Source organism: Paenibacillus sp. FSL H3-0469 (genome assembly GCF_038051945.1).
Lineage (GTDB): Bacteria > Bacillota > Bacilli > Paenibacillales > Paenibacillaceae > Paenibacillus_AQ.
Genome location: NZ_CP150302.1, coordinates 4,667,005 through 4,690,827, shown reverse-complemented (window position 1 = coordinate 4,690,827; position 23,823 = coordinate 4,667,005). Strand labels below are relative to the sequence as shown.

Annotated in this window: 18 protein-coding genes and 1 other RNA gene; 5 read left to right on the top strand and 14 right to left on the bottom strand. The window is 50.2% G+C overall.

What is annotated here, in order from left to right; all coding sequences use genetic code 11:
• The first annotated feature begins 27 nt into the window (after positions 1-27).
• A complete protein-coding gene (locus NSS83_RS20770) occupies positions 28-2,358 on the top strand; it encodes a helix-turn-helix domain-containing protein (protein ID WP_341183073.1) in 2,331 nt (776 codons plus the stop codon).
• Between the two features lie 96 nt (positions 2,359-2,454).
• Here NSS83_RS20770 and NSS83_RS20765 read toward each other — a convergent pair whose 3' ends face one another.
• Together NSS83_RS20765 and NSS83_RS20760 are read right to left on the bottom strand one after the other, a co-directional pair.
• The gene (locus tag NSS83_RS20765; protein ID WP_341346375.1) at positions 2,455-3,372 is read right to left on the bottom strand and encodes a VOC family protein; all 918 of its coding nucleotides are present in this window, start codon (positions 3,370-3,372) and stop codon (positions 2,455-2,457) included.
• A 95-nt stretch (positions 3,373-3,467) separates the two neighbouring features.
• Positions 3,468-4,724 (bottom strand): mechanosensitive ion channel domain-containing protein, encoded by a 1,257-nt coding sequence (locus tag NSS83_RS20760; protein ID WP_341348754.1) that lies wholly within the window; start codon positions 4,722-4,724, stop codon positions 3,468-3,470.
• Positions 4,725-4,852: 128 nt separating this feature from the next.
• On the opposite strand from NSS83_RS20760, the gene NSS83_RS20755 reads away from it, so the two are divergent.
• Both NSS83_RS20755 and NSS83_RS20750 read left to right on the top strand, forming a co-directional pair.
• Complete coding sequence (locus NSS83_RS20755; RefSeq protein WP_341346374.1) at positions 4,853-5,419, top strand: TetR/AcrR family transcriptional regulator; 567 nt, start codon at positions 4,853-4,855, stop codon at positions 5,417-5,419.
• 60 nt (positions 5,420-5,479) lie between these two features.
• Complete coding sequence (locus NSS83_RS20750) at positions 5,480-7,321, top strand: alpha/beta fold hydrolase (RefSeq protein WP_341346373.1); 1,842 nt, start codon at positions 5,480-5,482, stop codon at positions 7,319-7,321.
• A gap of 156 nt (positions 7,322-7,477) precedes the next feature.
• On the opposite strand, the gene NSS83_RS20745 is transcribed toward NSS83_RS20750, so the two are convergent.
• The 4 genes from NSS83_RS20745 to NSS83_RS20730 form a co-directional block, all read right to left on the bottom strand.
• Positions 7,478-8,152, bottom strand: a complete 675-nt coding sequence (locus tag NSS83_RS20745; RefSeq protein ID WP_341183077.1) for a zf-HC2 domain-containing protein — start codon at positions 8,150-8,152, stop codon at positions 7,478-7,480.
• Positions 8,149-8,643, bottom strand: coding sequence for an RNA polymerase sigma factor (locus NSS83_RS20740; protein WP_341183078.1), 495 nt, complete (start codon positions 8,641-8,643; stop codon positions 8,149-8,151). The genes NSS83_RS20745 and NSS83_RS20740 overlap by 4 nt, the downstream gene beginning before the upstream one ends.
• A 539-nt stretch (positions 8,644-9,182) precedes the next feature.
• Positions 9,183-10,424 (bottom strand): 2,3-bisphosphoglycerate-independent phosphoglycerate mutase, encoded by a 1,242-nt coding sequence (locus tag NSS83_RS20735; RefSeq protein WP_341183079.1) that lies wholly within the window; start codon positions 10,422-10,424, stop codon positions 9,183-9,185.
• 49 nt (positions 10,425-10,473) lie between these two features.
• The gene (locus tag NSS83_RS20730; protein ID WP_341183080.1) at positions 10,474-11,955 is read right to left on the bottom strand and encodes a DASS family sodium-coupled anion symporter; all 1,482 of its coding nucleotides are present in this window, start codon (positions 11,953-11,955) and stop codon (positions 10,474-10,476) included.
• Positions 11,956-12,124: 169 nt separating this feature from the next.
• Here NSS83_RS20730 and NSS83_RS20725 point away from each other — a divergent pair, with 169 nt between their 5' ends.
• The gene (locus tag NSS83_RS20725; RefSeq protein WP_341346372.1) at positions 12,125-13,021 is read left to right on the top strand and encodes a LysR family transcriptional regulator; all 897 of its coding nucleotides are present in this window, start codon (positions 12,125-12,127) and stop codon (positions 13,019-13,021) included.
• A 518-nt stretch (positions 13,022-13,539) separates the two neighbouring features.
• Here NSS83_RS20725 and ssrA read toward each other — a convergent pair.
• Together ssrA and smpB are read right to left on the bottom strand one after the other, a co-directional pair.
• Positions 13,540-13,904, bottom strand: a transfer-messenger RNA (tmRNA) gene (gene ssrA, locus NSS83_RS20720).
• Between the two features lie 201 nt (positions 13,905-14,105).
• Entirely contained in the window at positions 14,106-14,585 is a 480-nt protein-coding gene (gene smpB, locus NSS83_RS20715; RefSeq protein ID WP_036690100.1) for an SsrA-binding protein SmpB, read from the bottom strand.
• Between the two features lie 202 nt (positions 14,586-14,787).
• Between smpB and NSS83_RS20710 the strand changes: the two genes are divergently transcribed.
• A complete protein-coding gene (locus tag NSS83_RS20710) occupies positions 14,788-15,126 on the top strand; it encodes a hypothetical protein (protein ID WP_341346371.1) in 339 nt (112 codons plus the stop codon).
• Between the two features lie 117 nt (positions 15,127-15,243).
• Here NSS83_RS20710 and rnr read toward each other — a convergent pair whose 3' ends face one another.
• The 6 genes from rnr to NSS83_RS20680 form a co-directional block, all read right to left on the bottom strand.
• Positions 15,244-18,168: a ribonuclease R gene (rnr, locus tag NSS83_RS20705; RefSeq protein WP_341348753.1), complete on the bottom strand. Its 2,925-nt coding sequence runs from the start codon at positions 18,166-18,168 to the stop codon at positions 15,244-15,246.
• Between the two features lie 230 nt (positions 18,169-18,398).
• On the bottom strand, positions 18,399-18,632 hold the full coding sequence (gene secG, locus NSS83_RS20700) for a preprotein translocase subunit SecG (RefSeq protein ID WP_036690096.1): 234 nt from the start codon (positions 18,630-18,632) through the stop codon (positions 18,399-18,401).
• Positions 18,633-18,861: 229 nt separating this feature from the next.
• Positions 18,862-20,148: a phosphopyruvate hydratase gene (gene eno / locus NSS83_RS20695; protein WP_036726271.1), complete on the bottom strand. Its 1,287-nt coding sequence runs from the start codon at positions 20,146-20,148 to the stop codon at positions 18,862-18,864.
• A 59-nt stretch (positions 20,149-20,207) separates the two neighbouring features.
• Positions 20,208-21,752 carry a 2,3-bisphosphoglycerate-independent phosphoglycerate mutase gene (gpmI, locus tag NSS83_RS20690; RefSeq protein WP_341183083.1) on the bottom strand — a complete coding sequence of 515 codons (1,545 nt, stop codon included), beginning with the start codon at positions 21,750-21,752 and terminating at the stop codon, positions 20,208-20,210.
• 2 nt (positions 21,753-21,754) lie between these two features.
• A complete protein-coding gene (gene tpiA / locus NSS83_RS20685) occupies positions 21,755-22,510 on the bottom strand; it encodes a triose-phosphate isomerase (RefSeq protein WP_036690091.1) in 756 nt (251 codons plus the stop codon).
• Positions 22,511-22,537: 27 nt separating this feature from the next.
• Positions 22,538-23,719, bottom strand: a complete 1,182-nt coding sequence (locus tag NSS83_RS20680; protein ID WP_036726266.1) for a phosphoglycerate kinase — start codon at positions 23,717-23,719, stop codon at positions 22,538-22,540.
• Positions 23,720-23,823: the final 104 nt, after the last annotated feature.

The window sequence follows — 23,823 nt, the reverse complement described above, 5'->3', positions numbered from 1 at the left end:
AGTTATGATTACGGAGGTTCCAGAGCCATGAAATTCAGACAACCGTTCTTCGCCTCGCTGAAGCGGCACCCTACCTACATGAAGCTTATTTTTTACTTTGTCAGTGCGAACGTTCTGGTCTTAGGAATATCCTTCGTACTGCTCTATGGGCAATCTTCCAAGACGCTGCTGGAGGAAATCGGAGATCATTCGGAATCCCTCCTCGTGAACGGGGCCCGGAATACGTCGCGGCTGATGGAATGGGCTCTTGATTTCAGCTTCTCCTCCAGCAATGACAGTGCGCTTAAGGTGTATGCCCTTTCGGATCATTACAGCGATTTCGAGACCTATGAGGTATGGAGCCAGCTGACGGACATTAAGAACGCCAACCCCTCTATTGATTCGGTCTACCTCATTAACGATTATACGAATACGGTCATTGACTCCAGACTTGGGTTAAATGATACCGCTGCCTTTTACGATCAGGATATTATTAAGCGCTTACGCGACCCGGAAACAGCGAACCACAGCGTGCTTATTCCGAGAACCTTGTCCCTCCCGCTTACCGGGAATACACCCAAAGAAGTGATGACCATCGTCAGATTTTATGAAAAAGGCAGCTCTATCTCCGCGTTCGTCATGAATGTGGATACCCATAATCTCATGACCCTGCTGCAGAATAATTCAAACTTCGCGAGCCGTTCGATCACCGTGCTGAATGACCGGGATGAGACGATTTTTAGCAGCACACCAATGAATCCGCAGCAGATTGCCGAGCTTAGAAGCCACGGGATGAAGGGGGCCAGCGGCTGGAAGCTGTTCCAGCCCCAGGATCAGGGGGAGAAGCTGGTGGTCTATGCCGACTCCTCCGTTAAGGGCATCCAGGATTGGACCTTCATTGAGATGATCCCGAAGTCCGCCATTCTGAATAAAATCACGGTCCTGCGCGATACCAGCCTGATCCTGTTCCTCGTCTTGTTCGCAGCCTCCCTCGCGGTGATTATTCTAATCTCCAAACGGGTGTACTCACCCATTCAGGAGCTGATCAGCCGGGTCATGCGGCAGCATCAGGCGGAGAAGCCGGGCCTTGGCGCGAACGCCAATGAACTCGAATACTTATCCAGCGTTTTCACCTCGCAGCATAATCAGATTCACGAGCTGACCGAGCAATGGCGGCATAATAAATTCCTGGGCAGAGAGCGGTTCTTAAGGGATTTTCTGGGGGAGACGTACCATTCGGCAGCGGAGATCCGCGCTCAATTCGTGGAATGGGGGATTGATCTGCCAAGCGATCAGCTGTCCGTAGCCATCTTCCGGATCGACCACTTCGCGGAATTCTCGGGAGTGTACCCGGAGAAGGACCGGCGGCTGCTCCGGTTCGCGATGTCCAATATCATTCAGGAGTCGCTGCAATCGTCCAGGCACAAGCTGCAGACGGTAGATATGGGAGACGACCACGTGGCTGTAGTCTTATCGGCTCCGTTGTCAGAGGAATTCGCGAAGGAGCTGCAAGTGGCAGGGCAGCTGATCCAGCAGTATTTGTCCGTGGGAACCACTGTGGCCTGGGGCCGGACATTGCCTGGCTTAACCGACATGCATGAGGTGTATCTGGAGACCTATGATCTGACGCAGGAGAGGTTCCGGTTCGGACACCGGTCGCTCATTGTGAAGGAATGGCTGCCCGCTGCACCCGGGGAATTATATCATTTGCCTGTGAGCCAGGAGCGGCAGATCGCCCAGGCCATACTCAAGGGGGACGCCGCCGTCATTCTGGAGGTCTTACGCTCAGCGGTAGTGAAGCTGCGGGAACTGCCTTATTTTGAATGTAAAATGTCTCTGATCACCTTGTTCATGGACATCCGCCGGCTCATCCAGGAGCATTCCTCCCAGCCGTTGCCCAGCTCGTGGGGACTGACGTCCGTCGAGAAGCAGATCATCCGGCAGGAAACGATGGATAATGTCATGCCCTGGATGGAGGCTTTGATTACCAAGACGCTCGAAGACATTGCGGCGGCCCGCAGCCAATCCAAGAATATCGCCCTGATCGGACAGGTGGACCAGTTCATCGAGAGTCATCTTACCGACCCGAATCTGTCTGCCACCATGCTGGCCGATCATCTGGGCTTGTCCGTCAATTATTTCCGCAGTCTCTATAAAGCAGAGACCACCCAGTCCATCACCGATAAAATATCCGAGAAGCGGCTAACCTTCATCTGCCAGGAGCTCATTGCCTCCGACTCACCGATCGAGCCCATCGTGCAGCATTTCGGCTTCTCGTCCCTGAACACCTTCTATTCCAGCTTCAAAAAGGTATACGGCATGACTCCCGCCCAGTATCGGAAGAAGTACCGTACGGGGGATGGCGGGGGGAAGGTGTAGGGCAAGTGAAACCTATACATTCTTATATTTGTGCGCAAAGAAGCGATAAGGATATGTTCCTTATCGCTTGTGTTGGTATTCCATGAAGTTGCCGCTTTATTCTCCCTTATAGGCCTTACGCAGCTCCGCAAGCTCGAACTTCTTCATCTGCAGAAAAGCCTTCGTCACACGCGCCAGCTGCTCCGGCGTGCCCTTCTTCATCATCTCATTCATCTCCGCCGGAATAATCTGCCAGGAGATACCGAAGGCATCCTTCAGCCAGCCGCATTGCTCGGCTTCAGGAACTGCGGACAGCTTGTCCCAGTAGTAGTCAATCTCTTCCTGAGAATCGCAGGATACCATGAAGGAGACAGCTTCATTGAAGCTGAACTGATGATTATGCGCACTGTCCATTACCGTGAACCACAGATTCTCCAGCATGAAGTCCGCGAACATAATCGTTCCTTCCTGATCCGGCGCAGAGCCTGCCGGGTATCGGGCAATATTCCCTTGGCGCGAGTCCTTGAATACGGATAAGTAGAAGGACATCGCCTCCTCCGCCTTCCCGCACTGATCCCCGACGAACAATAAGGAAGGAATAATCGCAGGCCGCTCTTCCCCTGCCGGGTTCGTGAGAATCAGCTGCCAGGACACTCCGAACTTATCCTGAATCCAGCCGTACCGCTCACTGAATGGATACTTGCCGAGTGGCATCAGGGCGGTACCGCCTTCAGCTAACTTATCCCACACCTCATCCATTCTCTCAGCTGCATCCTTGTCCCGTGAGGGATCAAAATTCACAAAGAAAGACACCGATGGATTCAGCTTGAAATAAGGACCTCCGCTGATCGCCATGAACGGCTGCCCCCAGACCTCAAAAGAGACCTGACCCGCATCGCCGGACGGCGTATCATGAATGGTGTTCACACTCGTAACCTTGGAATCCGGAAACACAGTAGCGTAAAAGCGGGCGGCTTCTGCCGCCTCCTTGTCATACCAAAGATGCGGAACAATTCTCTGTCTGATGCTGGCCACAACGATTCCTCCTCAGCTTCCTGTCCGTTCGGATCCAGGGACAGGGATAGGGCTTCAATTTGCTTTATTATACACTAAAGGGAGGCTTCTTATAATCAGCTTAACCAAGCCGAATACTCCCTTCTTTCTTTTAAATTAACAATATCCTGTCCCGTTGGATTCTGAAATACACGAAGCCCAAACAGAGGGATAACCGCAAAAATATGATCAAAAATATCCGACTGCACCGACTCATACACGCCCCAGGTCGTCTCATTGCTGAACGCATAAATTTCTAAGGGCAGTCCGCTGTCTCCTGCTTCCAACTGTCTGACAATGAGCGTCATATCCTTATGAATTTTTGGATGATTGCGCAGATATTCTTGGACATATTCTCTGAATACTCCGATATTCGTTAGCTGTCGACCATTCACTTTGCTCTCCATATTGATATGATGTTCGATATTATAGGAGTTAATTTCATCTAATCTTGTCATAATATAATCGCTAAGGTAATGGACCTTTCGGAACTCCTCAATCATTTCTTTGGTACAGAAACATATACTGCTCGTATCAATACAGACACTTCGTTTCATCCTTCTGCCGCCGGAAGCCTCCATGCCCCGCCAATTTTTAAAAGAATCTGAGATCAAAGCATAGCTTGGAATCATGGTAATGGTTTTATCGAAATTCATCACCTTTACCGTATTCAGCGTAATGTCAATTACATTGCCGTCAGCATTATATTTAGGCATTTCAATCCAGTCGCCGACTCGGACCATATCGTTAGAGGATAATTGCACCCCTGCCACGAGGCCCAATATCGAATCTTTGAAGACCAGCATAAGAACAGCCGATAAAGCGCCCAGCCCACTAAGAAGAATCAGCGGATTCTGTCCCATGAGGTTAGAAATCACTACAATCGCAGCAATAATATACAGAATAATCTTCGCAACCTGAATGTAACCCCTGATCGGCCTAATCTTGGACACTTCATACGTACGGTAAATAGCATCGATGGCGTCAAGCAGGGCATTAAACACCGTGATCGTTACGATAATCATATACGTTAAGGCGATTTTTACAATGAAAGACTGATACAGCGGAAAAATAGGTGCAGCGTAATAGATGATAAAGGCCGGAGCGAGATGCGACAGCTTGTGGAATACTTTTTTCTCCAAAAAGAAATTATCCCACGTATACCGGTTGTTATTAATGATATGGATGATGATCTTCAGTACGATTTTTTTGGCGACAAGATTGGCCACTACAGAGAGCATAGCAATAAATAAAACCATGATGATGTTCGAGAGATACACACTCATTTGCTCGCTCACGCCATATCCTGCAAGGTGTTCTTTAATAAAATTCATCATTTCCTCCTGACAGGTGCATAGTAGCCTACAATTATAGAGGATAAATAGGGGTTATGCAAAAATTAAAATACTTGCAATGTTCAAATTAGTACTATATAGTTCTAGTCATGACAAAGGTGAAAATAATGAATCAAAAACGTGTGCTTGAAGTCGCGGCAGCCTTATTTTTAGAAAAGGGATTTGCTTATACCAGCATGGATGAATTAGTTCGTGTGAGCAAAGTGTCCAAATCGAATGTGTATTATCACTTCGCGGATAAGGAGGAATTGTTAGCAGGCGTCGTGGATTATTGGATTGAAACGTATGAGCGTGCAATGGATGATATCCTTTCCCAGAACCAATTATCCGTGGAAGAGCGTGTCCAGATGTTTTTACAGCATTTATCACAGGGCGTTCAATCCAGAGAGTATAAGGGGAGCTGTCCGTTTATTACGCTTTATATTCAAACTCCGGCACAAGCTACGCATATCAAAGAAAAAATAGGGCTCTTTTTTACAGGATTACAGATGAAAATCTCTCTATTACTTAAGCAAGGAGCAGAAAAAGGCGAGTTTAGAGATACGATTCATATTGACGAGGTAGCGGCACTTTTTATCACGAATCTGGAAGGAGCGCTGTTTCTTGCTGAGACATTGAAGGATGCAACGGTGATCACGCAAACAGCCAGCCACTTTTTCAACTTGCTTCGATAAGAAGCATTTTTTTTACGTGAAAATTAGTACCATTCAGTACTAAAAAGGAGCATGAATGATATGACAAAAATATTTTTAACAGGTGGAACAGGCTTTATCGGGAGGCAACTCGTGGAGGAGCTGCTTAAAGAGGAGGTTATAATTTTTCTTTTAGTGAGGTCGAAAGGTAAAGCAAAACGTATTTTTCAGGAAAAAGGTATTCTCAACGAGGCAGCGATGCACTTTATTGAAGGTGATTTGACGAAACCAGATTTAGATCTAAGTGATGAAGATAAGGAGAGGGTACTGAGCACGGATGTTATCATTCACGCCGGCGGACAAATGGATATTCAAGTGACAATGCAAGAGGCAACCTCTGTATTTTTAAATGGTGCCAAGCATATCGGTGAATTCGCTAAACGTATCCATCTATTGAAGGGTTTGCAGCAATTTATTCATGTCGTTGGATATATGAGCCCCTTTGATAATACTAACAGCAAGGTTGCAATTGATGTGTTCCAAGAAGGGCACGACTATTTGAAAATAAAAAATCCTTATGAACGAACAAAATTTCTAGCAGATCTGTATATTCGCCAGCAGGCATCCGCAGTAGGCTATCCGCTGTCTGTGATTAATCCGCCCACTGTAGTCGGCAGCAGTACAACAGGAAGTACGGAGCAAGTAGCCGGCTTAGGCTTGCTTGTGGAGAGTATGCGCAGAGGGCTGATGCCGGTTATTCCTGGAGGCAAGGGGTATAAATTACCGCTTATTTCAAACGATGCGCTGGCGAAATTTATTGTTCAGGTTGTTAAGCTGGAGACATCGTCTATTCAAACCTATACACTCGTTCCAGACAACCAGCATGATCCGGATATATCTGAATTATTAGGCGTGATGTCAGAAAGTATGAACATGGCAGCACCTACAATCTCTGTACCCCTTCGCTTCATGAAGGCTCTTATGAACAGCGGGATCAGTAAAATCACACGAATTCCATCGGATGGACTGAATTTTATTACAAATAGAACCTTTTCAAATGATTTACCGAAAAAAATCATGGGGGAAGATTGGTTTACTAAGACGAGTGTGATGAATTTTTTCCCGGCCGTAGTCGCAGATTTGGATTACCGCCTGATGTACCCAAATGACCAGCATAATCATGCATTTGAACGAATCTTAATCGGAAACACTGTGATTTATCAAATACCAGGTGAGGGCAAGCCATTTATTTTATTCCACGGTTTGCTCAGTGATGGAGAGGATTTATTTCCTTTAGGGTTAGAGCTTCATGAACAAACGGGTCAACCGGTATGGATTCCGGATCTCCCGGGTTTAGGACGTTCCCCTTTTAAGCGGGAGACAAATCTTATGGATCTCAACTTGAATCTAATGAAGGAGTTATCAGGAAAAGCTACTCATGGCGCACATTGGATTGGCCACTCCTTTGGAGCGGTTATTCTGCTGGAAGCGTTAGCGCACGAGTACCTAGATACGAAGAATACGATCACTTTACTTCAACCACCTGTTGCCAAAAAAAATTCCAAATCGTTTCATGCTCCTCAATTGTTGAATAAATGGGCATTGAAGTTAGCAACGGCTAGTTCATTAGAACGTTATTTAATAGGTAACGGTTTATTTGAAAATACCGATAGTATTCCAAAACATTATATTGCCAAAGTACGCAACAGCTTTACTTCGCCTAGAATTGTGAATACCACTCTTCAGCTCAACCGTTTGCTGTCGAAAAACTATCAGGGTGATTTCACCAAAGCACCAAGGTCTAATCTTCATATTATTTGGGGTGATCAAGATCGGCGCTATTCCGCTCCAGTACAGCTTGGTGAGGTTGATGTTGTTCCCTATGGTCATCATTTTCCTCTTAACCATCCACAGGAAACGGCTTCTTATATTCTAAGGAATTAATAATACATCCTCAGGCATGAAAAAAGACACCTCTCAAGGTGTCTTCTACTGTAATCCATATGGAGCCGAGGCAGTCGAACCCCTGTCCGAAGATAACGGCACATAAGCTTCTACGAGTGTAGTTACAGTTTTGATGTCACCCTAGAATCGCCCTGACTATCGGTTTGCTGCCGGCAGTTCCATGCCTTTCTTCCAAATCAGAATCGGATCATCCGGTGCACCGTAATAGATGGCCGTAATCTCCACATCATTTCCATGCGCCTTCTGGTAGGCCCTTACACTCACAGGATTGACGTATACCCCGCCACTGGCAAGACTCGAGACAACATAATCCTTCGATTTGAGTAGAGTATGGACAGGGGTTATATAGTAACTCCCGTCATCTTTAACGGTATTTTTCACACGATTGAAGGTATACCCGTCATTGATTTGAATATTAAAGGCAATTTCACCACTTGGTATGGTTCTTATATTAGAAATAGTAATGTGATCGGATGCCACCGGTATGAAATTCCATCGGAACAGACCAAAGTAGCCAAGAATCAAAAATCCACATACGGAAGCAGCCAGCAGTATTCCTTTCAAATAAGCCCGCGATTGGGTACGGATCCACATCCTTTTAATACTACGCAACCCGTTTCCCTCCAGTATATTCACTTCCATCTCTTGTGTGGGTAAACTCAGGCTAGAATTTAACTGTATCAGAGAAGCGCGGCATTCTGCACAACCAACAAGGTGCTCTTCCACTAGTTCCCTGCTGGCTTCGCTGCATATGTCATCATAGTACAGGGGCAGTAGATCTTGAATAATGTCACATGAGATACGGCTCATCTTGTATCCTCCATTAACAGATTATGTATCTTCATCCGGGCCCGGTGATAGGTCACTCTCGCCCAGCTTTCCGTTCGGCCAAAAATCTGGCTAATATGATCGAAAGACAGTTCTCCAAATAACCTGAGCATAAAAACCTCCTTATACGGCTCCTTCAATCCGTGCAGAACCTTATGAACATGCAGAGCCTCAGCCTGATTAATAAGTTTTTGCTCCAGGTTAATACCGGCTTCTGCTTCTTGCTCAGCCATCGGAGCGTACCTCCGCTGCTCGTCCATATAGGAGAAATAAGTATTTTTCGCAATCTGACACAGCCAAACGCTCATTTTACAGTCCCCCCTGAACTGTTCAATTCGCTTCAGCGCTTTAAGAAAGGTCTCCTGTGTAATTTCCTCGGCGATCTGCTCATCTCTGCTTAATGAAAGCACAAAGATATATACATCTCGGAAATATTGATCATAGACTCCCTCTAGTTCCTCTAATTCGTCCAAGGGTTCACCACCTTACATATATAAGACTGACCAAACAAAGAAACGTTACAATGAATTTATGTTTAATTCCATTTTATCTCTTACTGAAATAGTCTTTACGAATGATCAAAAAGAAAGGAAGAGGCCGAAAAAGTCGGTTCGTTCACGTTTTACGGGAAAAGCTGGTGGAGTGACATTACCATTTTCAAAATATCAATCGTTGTTATCCATCTTCTTCCTTCTATGAATAAACAAATTAAACCAATAAAATAAAATTTGTGCAAGCATACTCGGCATGCAGATTCTGAAAGTTTCCTAATCCATATCCATAAAACAAAAAGACACCCCTAAAGGTGTCTTTCACTGATACTCCATATGGAGCCGAGGCGTGGACATGCAGAACCACAATCCGGCGGGAACGGTTGTTAGAACTGCTCACAGTCGCCGGTTAGTAGCCCCTGTTTTTAGTTCCATTGCTTTGGAGTCAATCACAGCCCCTGCCAGCACGCTTTTGAATGCGGATATCTACAGATATTGGCATGGTTCCTGAAGGGGCTAGATCAATTTCCTTGCTTCTTCACAAAGCCCAGCAAATCCTGGGCGGTTCTGACGAAGTCGGCGCCGTTCAGCCGCCCCAATCCGCCCGCCATGCAGTCGATCTCGCTGTAGCGCTGCACCTGGTCGCGGCGAATGCTCGGACCGGAGATGAGGACCGGCACCGGCTCGCCGGTATGCTCGCCGTACTCGCATGGCGTGGAATGATCGGCCGCCAGCGTCACGTACACATCGTCCGGCAATTGCTCACAGATACGTCCGACCAGCTCATCGAACCGCTCGATCGCATGCGCCTTGCCGAGCGGATCGTTATCATGCCCCTTCACATCCGGCGCCTTCATATGCACGTAGACGAGATCGTGATCTGTAAGCTGCTCGACCGCCATGCTGGCCTTCAATGCTATATTAGTATCGAGATTGCCAGTCATGCTCGCATTGGTGAAGGCCCGGAAGCCTGCCAGCCGCGCCACGCCCAACACAGTACTCTCGCCTGCGATGCAAGCAACGCGCATGCCGCGCTGCTCCGCAAGCGGCGGCAGCTCTACCATCCGCCCTGCACCCCGGGTCAGGATGAAGTTGGCCGGCAGCTTGTCCTCGGCCACCCGCTCATCGTTGACCGGATGCCCGGAGAGGATACGATGCGCGTGCTGTAAGAAGGCATTGAGTGCCGACGCTGTCCTGACCGCTTCGTCCGATTTGTCGAGCGGCCGGATACGGAGGTACGGCTGACCGTCATTGGGCGCCTTCGGATCGGAGTCGCTGACCTGGTCGCTCAGTCCTTCTCCTCGGAGAAGTAATACGGCGCGATGCTCTGTAGCCTGCTTGAAGTAGGCGGTCACGCCTCCCTCAAGCACAAGACCGTCGAGCGCCCGGGCGAGCGCTTCGGTCCCCTGCCGTATCCGGCCCGCCCGCCGATCGACGACGACGCAGCGGTCGTCCACAGTAGCAAAGTTGCAGCGGAACACAATATCTCCCGGTCGAACCTCCATGCCGATACCCAGCGCCTCGATCGGTCCGCGGCCGGGATAACAATTCGGTTCATAGCCGAACAAGATCAGATGTCCCATATCCGTGCCGACCGGAATGCCCGGCGCGATCGGGTCCATCATTCCGGAGATGCCCTCAGCAGCCAGCCGATCCAGATTCGGCGTATCGGCATATTGTAGCGGTGTCAGATTCCCTAGCTTCGGATGGGGCCTGTCGCCCAGTCCATCGGCAATTGCCAGGATCATTTTTCGTCTGAGCATGCGCCCACCTCCTCTTATACAAATTCAAACTACGTGATCAACAGCGGGCTTACAAGCCAAGCCAGCCGTACCAGGTGAAGTACCCGACACAGATAACTGACGCTCCGATAAAGCAAGTGACGATAGCGTACTTGACTTGATCGATGATTGTGAAGTAATCGGTGGAGAAATAAATCGTATTGACCTTGGAATGTGGCGGCAACGTGATCGTAAAGGTCATCGTCGTCGCTGCCGCCAGCGCCAACGGTACCGGGTCCATACCGAGCGTCTTCGCCAGGGCGATGAACGCCGGGATCAGAATCGTCACCCGCACGGTCTTGCTCGTAAAGATCAGATGGCTGTACATGCTGAGGAAGATGACGACGATCGCCACCATGGCCGGGCTCATCCGGTCGATGCCCAGTCCATCCACAACCTTGCCGATCAGCCATTGGGCGCCGCCCGACTTATCCAGCGCATTGCCCGCCGCATAAGCGCCTGCTGCGAAGATCATCAGTTCCCACTTGATATTGGCATCCTTCCACTGCAGCATCCCTATCCTAGGTAACAGACAGAGCAGCGCTGCGAGTACGGCCGTCTGCTCAGTGCTGATCTCGAAGCCGAACCAGGCGTCTTGATAATCCCCAGTTGCCCATAGCACGACGGTGAGGATGAAGATAGCCATCGCCTTTTTCTCCGCCACCGAGAATGCCCCGAGCTTGTGCAGCTCGCTCTTCAGCGAATCCATGACGTTGACGAACGTGCCCTCTGCCTTGATCGAGAATAGCTTCAGTCCGATCAGGAAGATCAGCGACATCGTAATAATAGCCGAGGGCATCGACGCGAACAGCCAATCCATGTAACCGATACTTCCCCCTGCCTGCTCGTTGATAAAGCCCACAGCGATAATGTTGCCTGCGGTAGCGGTCATGACGCCCGAGGTAGCCAGCGCATCCGCCTGCAGTCCCTGCAGCATCATTACCTTGCCTAGTCGGCTCTGGCCCGGGATCGCCTTGTACACATCTAACAGGATCAGGCAGATCGGCATCATCAGCGTTGCGCGCGCCGTCGTCGACGGGACGAAAAATGCAAGAATAAAGTTAATGATCACCAGCACTAGCAGCGTCTGGGTTGGCGTCTTGCCGAACATTGTCACCATCCATAGCGAGAACCGCCGCCCTAGATTAGACTTCGTCATCGCCGAGGTCAGCACGAAGGCCGATACCATCAGCCAGATGACGTCAAAGCCCAGCGTGCTGAACGCGACCTCCTGATCCTCGACGGCTCCGACGAGCGGCAGCAGCAATATCGCAATCAGCGACGTCAAGTAAATCGGAATCGGCGTCGTCACCCATAAAATCAAAGCACCGGCGAAAATCGCAATCGACTTCTGCGCAGCCGGATCAAGACCTTCCGGCGTCGGCATAATCAAGAGCAATAACATCGCAAGCACGGCCAAGGGGATACCCCATCGTTTCATTCCTGCTTCGAAGCGTCCTTTCTTTTTGAGCGGAGCAGCCTCTCCGCTCTTCTGCATGTTCTCGTCGGCCATGCTTTAACCTCCTCGGGTCATAAGTGTATTCGCTTTCAGTATAAGAAAGGAGATACTATAAAACAATTTGATTTAATTTGAATTACTATAAGGAAACGTTATAGTATAATAAAAACAAGGACGATCACGCGACGAGCCGTGCAGAGATCGTCTGCAGAGGAGGACCCCGATGAACTTTAGCAAACTGCAAACCTTTATCACCTTGTCGGATTGCTTGAGCTTTACAGAGGCGGCCGAGCAACTCTATTGCTCCCAACCGGCGGTTAGCATGCAGATTCAGAGCCTGGAGAAGGATATAGGGGTGCCACTGTTCGACCGGATCGGCAAAAAACTCTATCTGACGAAGCATGGACAGCACTTCAAGCCATATGCCGAGCAAATTATTAATCTGTATCACTCAGCCAAGGAGCATGTCCGGCAACTCGATGACCTGAGCTTCGGGACGCTCTCATTCGGCGCCAGTAACTTCGTCGGCGCTCATCTGCTGCCCGCTGTGCTTGGCGAGTTCAACAGCTTGTCCCCCGGCATCAAGATCAATATGAACATAACCTCCTCAGGGGCTCTGACCGCCATGCTGGAGAACAACAAGGTCGAGTTCCTGATCGTCTCCGATCATATTCCGATCGACGAGAACCGTTATCATGCCCGGACCTTCTACCAGGACGAGCTGGTGTTGATCGTCAATCCTGCACACCGCCTTGCTCACGAGTCTGGCTGCACGCTAGCCGAGCTTGCGGATGAGATGTGGGTGCTCAAGCCTCACCAGTCGGCGACCCGGAGTTACCTTGAGCGCGAGTTCGGTCGCTACGGCTTCTCCCCCCCTCAGCGGATCGAAATCAGTAATCTGGAGGCGATCAAGCAAAGCGTCGTCCACGGACTGGGCATCTCGATCGTGTCCAGCCTGGCGATCCGTCATGAGGTGCAGAACGGCCAATTGGTCGTGGTACCAATCGCGGGAGTATCGCTGCTGCGAGGCATCCGTTACGCCTATCATCGCAGCATCCACCTCTCACCCGCGGCTACCCGGTTCCTCGCGCTGCTGGACGGAATGTTTGGCGACGAATAACCCCGCCTCGCACAAGCGTCCGTCCAACTATGGCCAACAGAATCAGTAAGCGTTTCCAATTTTCAATTTGAATCTCACGAATAAAAACCAAACTGCCGAGAATTTACTCGACAGTTTGGTCCGCTGCTTAAAAATTCAAAGACATTAGAAATATCCAATGAATAATTTCAATCCACGCACTCGCATGGGAGTGCGAATCCACTAATTTCAAACTCGCCAGCCTATGCTTCACGCATGAGACGAGTGGCATTATTGCCGGCTATTGTCGTTTCAATCGAAGAATCTCGCCTATGACGAATGCACTCTCTGGCCAATCGGATAGCTTCCTTGCCCGCAATTGCTGCTGAACAAATCTTCATATTCTTTTACACTCAGCTTATCTATGGCTTGATCATATGCTTCTTGTTTACAAATGTATTTTGTCTGATGACCCCCTCCTCTTCAGATATCCCAAAAATGATAAAACAATCATTATAACGAAAAAAGACACCCGTTAAGGTGTCTTTCACTGATACTCCATATGGAGCCGAGGGGAGTCGAACCCCTGTCCGAAGATAACGGCACATAAGCTTCTACGAGTGTAGTTACAGTTTTGATGTCACCCTAGAAGCCCCCCGTAACCGGGTCCCCTTCGGGTCAGCCTGATTATCTTCTTCAGCTCACCCCAGGCGGAGATGAGACAGCGTATTCCACTATTTGTTAGCCCCTAGCCCTGTCACATGGACGATGCAGAGTAGAAGCACGCACACAGTTTCTTAGGCTGCGAAAGCGTAGTTGTTTTGTTGTTTGCCGTTTAATAGGCTTTAGCGTTGATGAAGCGGACGCGTCCCCACTACTCGCTACTCATGCTCGAACTATCCCCGTCGAATCCAAGAACGGCCCCTCATTAGAAAGGGCGCTTCGGATTAACGGATCAATCACAAGCACAAATGCTGATCCGGTACACAGCGATCTGACTTAAGATGGCTGTTCAGAAGCAAAAATCTACTTACCCAGTATAACACATTTATCAACACTTTAACACGCGGGTTAAAGGAATTGAAGGTTGAATCTGGAACCCCTTGGTGTGGGTGCAGCAGTCCGTCTATCTGGCTACCTTTTGTTTGTCGCGCAGCACACGCTGGATATCACGCTGAGCGTCTCGCTTCGCGGCGGAATCCCGTTTGTCGTATTCCTTTTTACCTTTTCCCAGACCAATCAGCAGTTTGGCATAGCCATTACGCACATAAATCTTCAGCGGCACAATGGTGAAGCCATCCCGTTTGGACGAGCCCAGCAGCTTGTGTATCTGCTCCTTATGCATAAGCAGCTTACGTGTGCGCGTAGGGTCGGTAGGATTGGCGCGGTTTCCCTGTTCAAAAGGACTGATATGCATGTTGTGGATATGAATCTCGCCATTGCGAATAGTAGCGAACGCATCCCCTATATTGGCGCGGCCATTACGCAGTGATTTGATCTCTGTACCTGTCAGAACCAGCCCGGCCTCATACGTATCCTCAATAAAATAATCATGGGAAGCTTTTTTGTTCTGGGCGAGCACTTTCCCGTCTGCTTTTTTACCCATGAGCGTCACTCCTTGCATTGAATTCCCGGCAATCCTTTACGGACACCAGGTCTATATTGTATCAAAAGGCAAGCGGCCAGCGCAAGGAAGGAACGCTCTATGCTGCGGCTGTGCGAAGTTTATTATATAGCTGCTCTAATATTGTATTTTCATGTTCACCATGCCAATATATTTGAAGGATTTACTTATCAAGGAGGTAAACATGGATAATGTAATTCAAGGGCTAAAAGTAGAACGGGAACAGCTCATTTATGCACTAAAATCAGTTCACGAGGCGGATCATGCTCAAATACTAGAAAAAAAGCTGGAACTTGACACTGCTATTCAGTGGCTTGAGCAAATCGATTTATTACAATTACATCCTCCCAAAGACTACATTTTTGCCAAGCTACCAGAAACAAAAAATGCATTTTCAGAATATAAAATTGTGGAGACGTTAGAAAGTGATGATCCAAGGGACTGGCAGGAGCTAAAATTAATGCATGAAGAAGAAGAATTATGGTTGTATACAGGAGATTGGGTGATGAAAAGCAAAAAATGAACATGAAGTGTGATTTGCCCTTATGGCTGTGAATTTAATGAAAAAAGTGGAATCTAAATTAAGATTCCACTTTTTTCATCTAGAGGTTTAGGTTACGCCCCAGCCTTGTGGTTCAACCTACGCCTTAGGCTTCTTCTTACGCTTACGGCGCCCGCTCTTCTCGCCAGTATCAGCTCCTGCCTGGCCTGCGGACTCCCCGTTGCCTGGCGTCACGGAAGGCCCAATGAACACGCCGCCTTTCTTCTTGCGGCGGCCCTTGCCCTCGGGCGCTGCGCCGCGCCCGTCAGGCCCCAGGTCCTCGCGGCTGCGGAACCGTGTGCCCGCGTCTACGCCGCGCAGCTCACCGCCCGCCTGCTCAGACCCGCCACCGCTCGGCGCGCTGTAGCCGCCCTTGCCCGAGCCAAAGCCGAACGCGATGCCGCGGCCCCCGGCACCGACACCGCCCTCCGCGCCGCGGCCTCTGCCGCGCTCGCGCGGAGCGCCAGACCCGCCGGCTTCGCCCCGGCGGTCACCCTTCGCCGCGCCTGCCGAAGACGCGGCGGCAAGCCCGCGCTGCGCTGCTGCTTCCGGCCCGCGCCCGCGCTTGCGGCCGCTGCCTGCTGCGCCGGCGATGTCCCACGCCGCCGCTCCATCCGGGCGCGGCTCTGCTACAGCGCCGCCGAAGCCATCGGCCGCACCGCCCTTGCCCTTACCGGCAGCACCGAAGCTGCCGCCCGAAGCGCCGCCCTTCTTCTTGCCGGCGCCGTTCTTGCCTCCGGCAGCAGCGCTGCCGGGCTTGCCTTTGCCGCCCCGCCCCTTGCCGCCTCCAGCCTTACCGGCAAACGGCTTGCTGAAGCCTCCGGCGCCCGGACGGCCGCCTTTGCCGCCGCGTCCGCCGTAGCTCCGGTGGTCTCCGGCCGCGCGCGGCTTCATATCAACCAGCTCGAAGTCAATGGTGTGGTCATCCATGTTGACCTTGGCCACGCGGATCTTCACTTCATCGCCGATGCGGAAGACCTTGGAGGTACGCTCGCCGATCAGCGCCATATGAGCTTCATCGAAGTGGTAGTAATCATCCGTCAGCGCACTGAGGCGAATGAGACCTTCGACCGTATTGTCCAGCTCAATGAACATCCCGAAGCTGGTCACGCTGCTGATCATAGCTTCGAATTCCTCGCCAACCTTGTCCTGCATGAACTCCGCTTTCTTCAGCTGCTCGGTATCGCGCTCGGCTTCAACAGCTACACGCTCACGCTCCGAGGACTGCTGGGCAATATCCGGCATCCGGGTGGCCAGGTATTCGTGACGCTTCTCGCTTAGCGCTCCGCCATTCTCAAGGACCTCACGCATGACACGGTGAATGACCAGATCGGGATAACGGCGGATCGGTGAGGTGAAATGGGAATAGAATTCCGCTGCCAGACCGAAGTGCCCGGTGCTCTCGGCATCGTACTTCGCCTGCTTCATGGAGCGCAGCATCATCGTGCTGATTACCGTCTGCTCCTTCGTTCCCTGAATCTGCTCCAGCAGATCCTGCAGCGCACGCGGGTGAACCGAATTACCCCTGCCCTTCACGTGGTAACCGAAGTTAGCCGCAAAAGCCATGAAGTTCTGCAGCTTCTCCGGGTCCGGGTCCTCATGGATCCGGTACAGGAACGGAACCTTCAGCCAGTGGAAATGTTCCGCCACCGTCTCATTAGCGATCAGCATGAACTCTTCAATAATCTGCTCTGCCACAGAGCGCTCACGTTTTACAATATCGATAGCCTTACCGGCCTCATCTACAATAATCTTGCTCTCTTCAAAATCGAAATCCACCGCCCCGCGCCGCATCCGGGCACCACGCAGCTTCATCGCCAGCTCCTTCATCAGCCGGAAATCCCCGATTAGCGGAGCATACCGCTCCAGCAGCTCAGGATCTTCATCCTCGACAATCTTCCGTACGTCAGAGTAGGTCATTCTCTCCTTCGTGCGGATCACACTGGTGAAGACATCGTGCTTCACGACCTTCATCTGCTCGTCGAATTCCATTTCACAGGACATCGTCAGACGGTCAACCTGCGGATTCAAGCTGCAGATACCGTTCGACAGCCGGTGCGGGAGCATCGGAATGACACGGTCCACCAGATACACACTGCACCCGCGGTCATAGGCTTCCTTGTCCAGCTCAGAGCCTTCACGCACATAATAGCCTACGTCAGCAATATGAACACCCAGTTTATAATGACCATTCTCCAGACGCTCTACGTTCACCGCATCATCCAGATCCTTGGCATCCGCGCCGTCAATCGTCACGATATTAAGCCCGCGCAGATCACGCCGCCCCTGCTCGATAATCTCTTCATCTGTGATCGAATCCGGCGCCTGCTCCGCTTCCGCCATCACCTCAGCCGGAAAAGCCTCCGGAAGCTGATGCTTACGGATTACCGACAGAATATCCACGCCCGGATCATCCTTATGGCCAAGGATCTCAATGATCTCACCCTCAGCCGCTGCACGGCCCTCCGGATAGTTCACAATGCGGACAACCACCTTTTCCCCGTCAACCGCACCCTTGAAAGACTCCCTGGGGATGAAAATATCCCGGTTAATCCGCTTATCGTCAGGCAGCACGAAGCCATAGGTCTCCAGGCTCTGGAAGACACCCACCGTCTGCGACACGCCTCTGATCAGAATCCGTTCCACTTCGCCTTCCATACGCCCGCCGGACGGACTCTTCGAAGTAATACGGATCAAGACGGTATCCCCGTTCATTGCGCCCTTCAGATCGTTCGCGTGGATATACACATCCGGGTGCTCCCGGTTATCGGGAATCAGAAAAGCAAAGCCCTTCGCATGAACCTGCAGCCGTCCGCGCAGCAAATCCATCCGCTCAGGCACACCATAGCGGCTGCTCCGGGTCAATATGATCCGGCCGTCCTTTTCCAGTTCAATCAATAGAGCCTCAAAGGCTTTGAAATCGGTACTATCCTCAACGGCGAAATGGCTCACCAGTTCTTCATAAGTTAGTGGTTTATAAGCGGTCTCCCGCATGAAATCAAGTAAGATTTCCTGTGTTATCATGTTCGTCACCTCAGCCTCCTGCTGCATTCCTATGCATCGGCATACTGTATGCCTTGTCCTATTGCACAGTAATCATTTCAAGTAAAATTTACCTTTATATACTTCATACCCTAGTATACACGAAATCAATCCCGGGCATCCCTGTTATGATGTTCACAATATTAAATCTGCATACAAAAAAGCCCCCGTCTATTCCATTCAGAACAGAGCGAAGGCTTACTATAGACCCGTTATTCAACTACAATGGCTACAACGATTGACATAATGAAGAATCCTGCGGCCAGACCAACTGTTACACGCTGCAGCACAAGCTCCATACCGCGCGCCTTTGTTTTACCGAAGAGATGCTCAGCACCGCCGGAGATGGCGCCGGAAAGACCTGCACTTTTCCCTTTTTGCAGAAGAACGACCGCAATCAGACCTACGGCAAAAATCAGAAGCACCACTTTCAAAAAGATATCCATTCACTTCCACCTCCTACGTCCAAGCATCACTATCTATGCTAAATTAGAATTTCCGTTTCATAAACAGCATTCTTATTTTATCATAGCCACAGAATGAATACAACCTTCCAGACGGCATTCCCGCCTATCTCTCTATGAAAATCTTACCTTTCTCTCTATACCAAGCAGGCTGCAGCAAAAAGCCTGCCGGAAACCGGCAGGCTCATAGTACCTATAGATTCAAAAGAAATTATCTTTTGAGGTTGTAGAAGGATTTCAGGCCGTTGTATTGAGCCAATTCGCCCAGCTCGTCTTCGATGCGAAGCAGTTGGTTGTATTTAGCCACACGGTCAGTACGGGAAGGAGCACCAGTCTTGATCTGGCCAGCGTTGGTAGCTACAGCGATGTCAGCGATAGTGCTGTCTTCGGACTCACCGGAACGGTGGGAGATTACAGCTGTGTAGCCGGCACGTTTCGCCATTTCAATCGCATCGAAGGTTTCAGTCAGTGTACCAATCTGGTTAACCTTAACCAGGATGGAGTTACCGATACCTTTTTCGATACCTGTTGCCAGACGCTCAGTGTTCGTAACGAACAGGTCGTCACCCACCAATTGGACTTTATCGCCCAATTTTTCAGTCAGCAATTTCCAGCCATCCCAGTCATCTTCGGACATACCGTCTTCGATAGTGATGATTGGGTACTTCTCAACCCATGAAGCCAGCAGGTCAACATACTCAGCGGAAGTGTAAGATTTACCTTCGCCTGCAAGTGTGTATTTACCATCTTTGTAGAACTCAGTGGAAGCAACGTCCATACCAAGGAATACGTCAACGCCTGGTTTGTAACCGGCTTTTTCGATAGCTTCGATGATTGTAGTGATCGCTTCTTCATTGGAACCCAGGTTCGGTGCGAAGCCGCCTTCGTCACCAACAGCTGTGTTCAGACCTTTGGATTGCAGTACAGATTTCAGGTTGTGGAAGATTTCTGCACCAGTACGCAGAGCTTCCTTGAAGCTTGGAGCACCTACTGGAAGAACCATGAACTCTTGAACGTCGATGTTGTTATCGGCATGCTCACCACCGTTGATGATGTTCATCATTGGTACTGGAAGAGTCTTGGCGTTGAATCCGCCCAGGTACACATACAAAGGAATGTCCAGAGCAGTTGCAGCAGCACGTGCTACAGCCATGGATACAGCCAGGATTGCGTTAGCGCCCAGCTTGCCTTTGTTAGGAGTTCCGTCCAAAGTGATCATCAGCTTGTCGATGCCCACTTGGTCAAGAGCGTCCATACCGATTACTTCAGGAGCAATAATTTCGTTTACGTTCTCAACAGCTTTCAGAACGCCTTTACCCATGTAACGGGATTTGTCGCCGTCACGAAGCTCTACAGCTTCATGAGCGCCAGTGGAAGCGCCGGAAGGAACGATAGCACGGCCTTTTGCGCCGGACTCCAGATATACGTCAACCTCTACAGTAGGGTTACCACGGGAGTCAAGGACTTCGCGTGCATACACATCAGAAATAATAGTCATGTAAGTTTAATCTCCTTTTATACAATGGTTTTTTGGGTTTACAAAAACAGATGTCTTGCTTATTTGCGGCTGGCAATCATAGATTGTCCGGTCATTTCCGCAGGCTGCGGAAGTCCCATCAGATCCAGGATCGTCGGTGCCACATCTGCGAGAATACCAGCTTCACGCAGTACTACATCTTCAGTGGTAACGATGAACGGAACCGGGTTAGTGGTATGGGCTGTGAACGGACGTCCGTTCTCATCGAATACCATATCCGCATTCCCGTGGTCGGCAATGATAATGGCAACGCCGCCCTTGGCAACTACAGCATCCACAACCATGCCTACGCATTCGTCCGTTACTTCAACTGCCTTGATTGTAGGCTCCAGCATGCCGGAGTGTCCTACCATATCAGGGTTAGCAAAGTTCAGGATAATGGCATCCTGTCTATCCGCCTCGATCTCCGCTACGCAGGCCGCCGCCACTTCGTATGCACTCATCTCAGGCTTCATATCATAGGTTGCCACTTTCGGCGAGTTGATCAGGATACGGGTCTCGCCCGGAAGCTCCTCATCACGTCCGCCGCTGAAGAAGAAGGTCACATGCGGATACTTCTCGGTCTCTGCAATACGCAGCTGCTTCTTGTTCTGCTGAACCAGCACTTCGCCGAGCGTGTTGTCCAGGTTCTTCGGGGAGTAAGCCACGAAGCCTTGAACGGTCTCACTGAAGGTAGTCAGGCATACGAAGTGCAGGCCTTGCGGGAACTTAGGACCACGGTCGAAGCCGCGGAAATCCGAGTTCGTGAACACTTGTGACAGCTGAATCGCACGGTCAGGACGGAAGTTAAGGAAAATGACGGAATCGCCGCTCTCCACTGTCGCTACCGGGTTGTTCTGGCTGTCCACAATTACACTTGGCTCCACGAATTCATCGAACACAGAATTCTGGTAGGATGCAGTGATGGCCTGAAGGGCATCGGTATATTTAGGGCCTTCGCCATATACCATTGCACGGTAAGCCTTCTCTACACGGTCCCAGCGTTTGTCACGGTCCATGGCGAAGTAACGTCCGGATACCGTAGCAATCGTCCCTACGCCAACCTCTTCAATCTTAGCGACCAGGTCCTGGATGAACTTCTGTCCACTGTCGGGTGGTACGTCACGGCCATCCATGAAGGCATGAATATAGACTTCATGCAGATCTTCTTTTTTGGCCAGATCGAGCATGGCGAACAGGTGATTGATGTGGCTGTGTACGCCGCCATCAGATACCAGTGCATAGAGGTGAAGCTTTTTGCCGGTTGATTTGGCGCTTCTTACGGCAGCCACCAGCGTTTCATTCTCGAAGAATTCCCCATCGCGTATCGACTTGTCGATGCGGGTCAGGTCCTGGTATACAATCCGGCCGGCACCAATGTTAAGGTGCCCTACTTCAGAGTTACCCATTTGGCCTTCCGGCAGACCTACAGCTTCGCCGCAAGCGGTAAGCGTAGTATTCGGATATTGCTTCAGGTAACGGTCGTAGTTCGGCTTGTTGGCTTGGGCAACCGCGTTGCCTTCATCCGTGTTCCGCAGTCCGAAGCCGTCCATGATAATCAGTGCTACAGGTTTTGGAGCTGACATTCTTACTTCGCCCCCTCAACGAGTGAAACGAAGGAAGCAGGCTGCAGGCTGGCACCGCCGACTAGAGCGCCGTCGATGTCGCTTTGACTCATGTACTCCGTTACATTCTCAGGCTTCACGCTGCCGCCGTATTGAATACGTACGGCTTCAGCTGTTGCTTCATCGTACAGGCCTTTAACAAGGGTGCGGATATAAGCAATAACTTCGTTGGCATCCTGGGAAGTGGAGGATTTACCTGTACCAATGGCCCAGATTGGCTCATAAGCGATAACCACACTTGCTGCCTGCTCTGCGCTAAGACCGGCAAATGCTGCTTCAGTCTGAACCTTACATACGTCCTTAGTCTGGTCAGCTTCACGCTCTTCAAGCTTTTCGCCTACACAGACAATTGGAGTAATGCCGTGACGGAAGGCCGCATGCATTTTTTTGTTGACGATTTCGTCCGTCTCACCGAAATAAGCACGGCGTTCGGAGTGTCCGATAATAACATACTCTACACCAAGGTCCTTCAGCATTACGCCGCTGATCTCACCTGTATAAGCGCCGTTATCTTCGAAATGCAGGTTCTGTGCACCAATTTTGATGGTGGTGCCTTGTACTGCTGCAACCAGTGCAGGCAGGTTAGTGAATGGCGCGCAGATAACAGTCTCTACGCCTGCCACTTCCGCCTGGCCTTTGATTTCAGCGATGAAGCCTTCGGCTTCCGGAACGGTTTTGAACATTTTCCAGTTGCCTGCAATAATAGGTGTTCTACTCATAATGATGTATTGCCTCCCTCTTCGGTATTACTTGTCGTTCAGTGCTTCTACACCTGGAAGAGCCTTGCCTTCCATGAACTCGAGCGATGCGCCGCCGCCAGTGGAGATGTGATCCATCTGGTCTGCGAGGTGGAATTTCTCAGCAGCTGCTGCGGAATCACCGCCGCCAATAACAGTGTAGCCTTCGGTAGTAGCGCAAGCCTGAGCTACAGCCTTTGTACCTTCAGCGAAGATGTCGATTTCAAATACGCCCATCGGTCCATTCCATACAACCAGCTTGGAGTTTTTGATAATATCGGCATAGATTTCACGAGTCTTAGGACCAATGTCCAGACCTTCCCAGTCTGCAGGAATCTCGGTTGCATCTACAATCTTGGTGTTGGCATCTGCACCGAACTTGTCAGCGACTACAACGTCAACCGGAAGCACGAAGTTCTTGCCCAGCTTCTTGGCCTTCTCAATGAATCCAAGTGCTGCATCAATCTTGTCGTTGTCTACCAGGGATTTACCGATTTCGTAACCTTGAGCCTTGGTGAACGTGTACGAGAGGCCGCCGCCAATCAGTACATTGTCAGCCAGATTCAGCAGGTTGTCGATAACGTCAATCTTGTCTTTCACCTTGGAACCGCCGATGATGGCAGTGAAAGGACGTTCCGGGTTAGAAAGTGCCTTGCCGAGAACGGACAATTCCTTCTCCATCAGAAGACCGGATACTGCAGGCAGGAAGTGAGCGATTCCTTCTGTCGAAGCATGGGCACGGTGAGCTGCGCCGAATGCGTCATTGACGAACAGGTCAGCCAGTTCAGCGAACTGCTTAGCCAGTTCAGGATCATTCTTCTCTTCACCTTTGTAGAAACGGACATTCTCAAGCACAAGCACATCGCCATCGTTCAGTTCAGCGATTTTTGCTTTTACCGCTTCGCCAATGGCCTCATCAGCCTTGGCTACCGGTTTGCCGAGCAATTCAGACAAACGGACTGCAGCGGAAGTCAACCGCATGGAATCAACGAATTCGCCTTTAGGACGGCCCATATGGCTGGCCAGAATGACCTTTGCACCGTTCTCAATCAGGTATTTAATTGTTGGAAGGGTTTCGCGGATACGGGTATCATCAGTGATCTTGCCGTCTTCCACTGGCACATTGAAATCTACACGCACGAATACGCGTTTGCCTTTTACTTCTACATCACGGACACTTTTTTTGTTCATGATTAACATTTCCTCCACACCCAAAATTGGTTCCTTCACGAAGCCATTTCAAACGAATCCAGTTCAGTTCATTTAGAAAGAGCGGAAACAGACTTTCCTTGTTT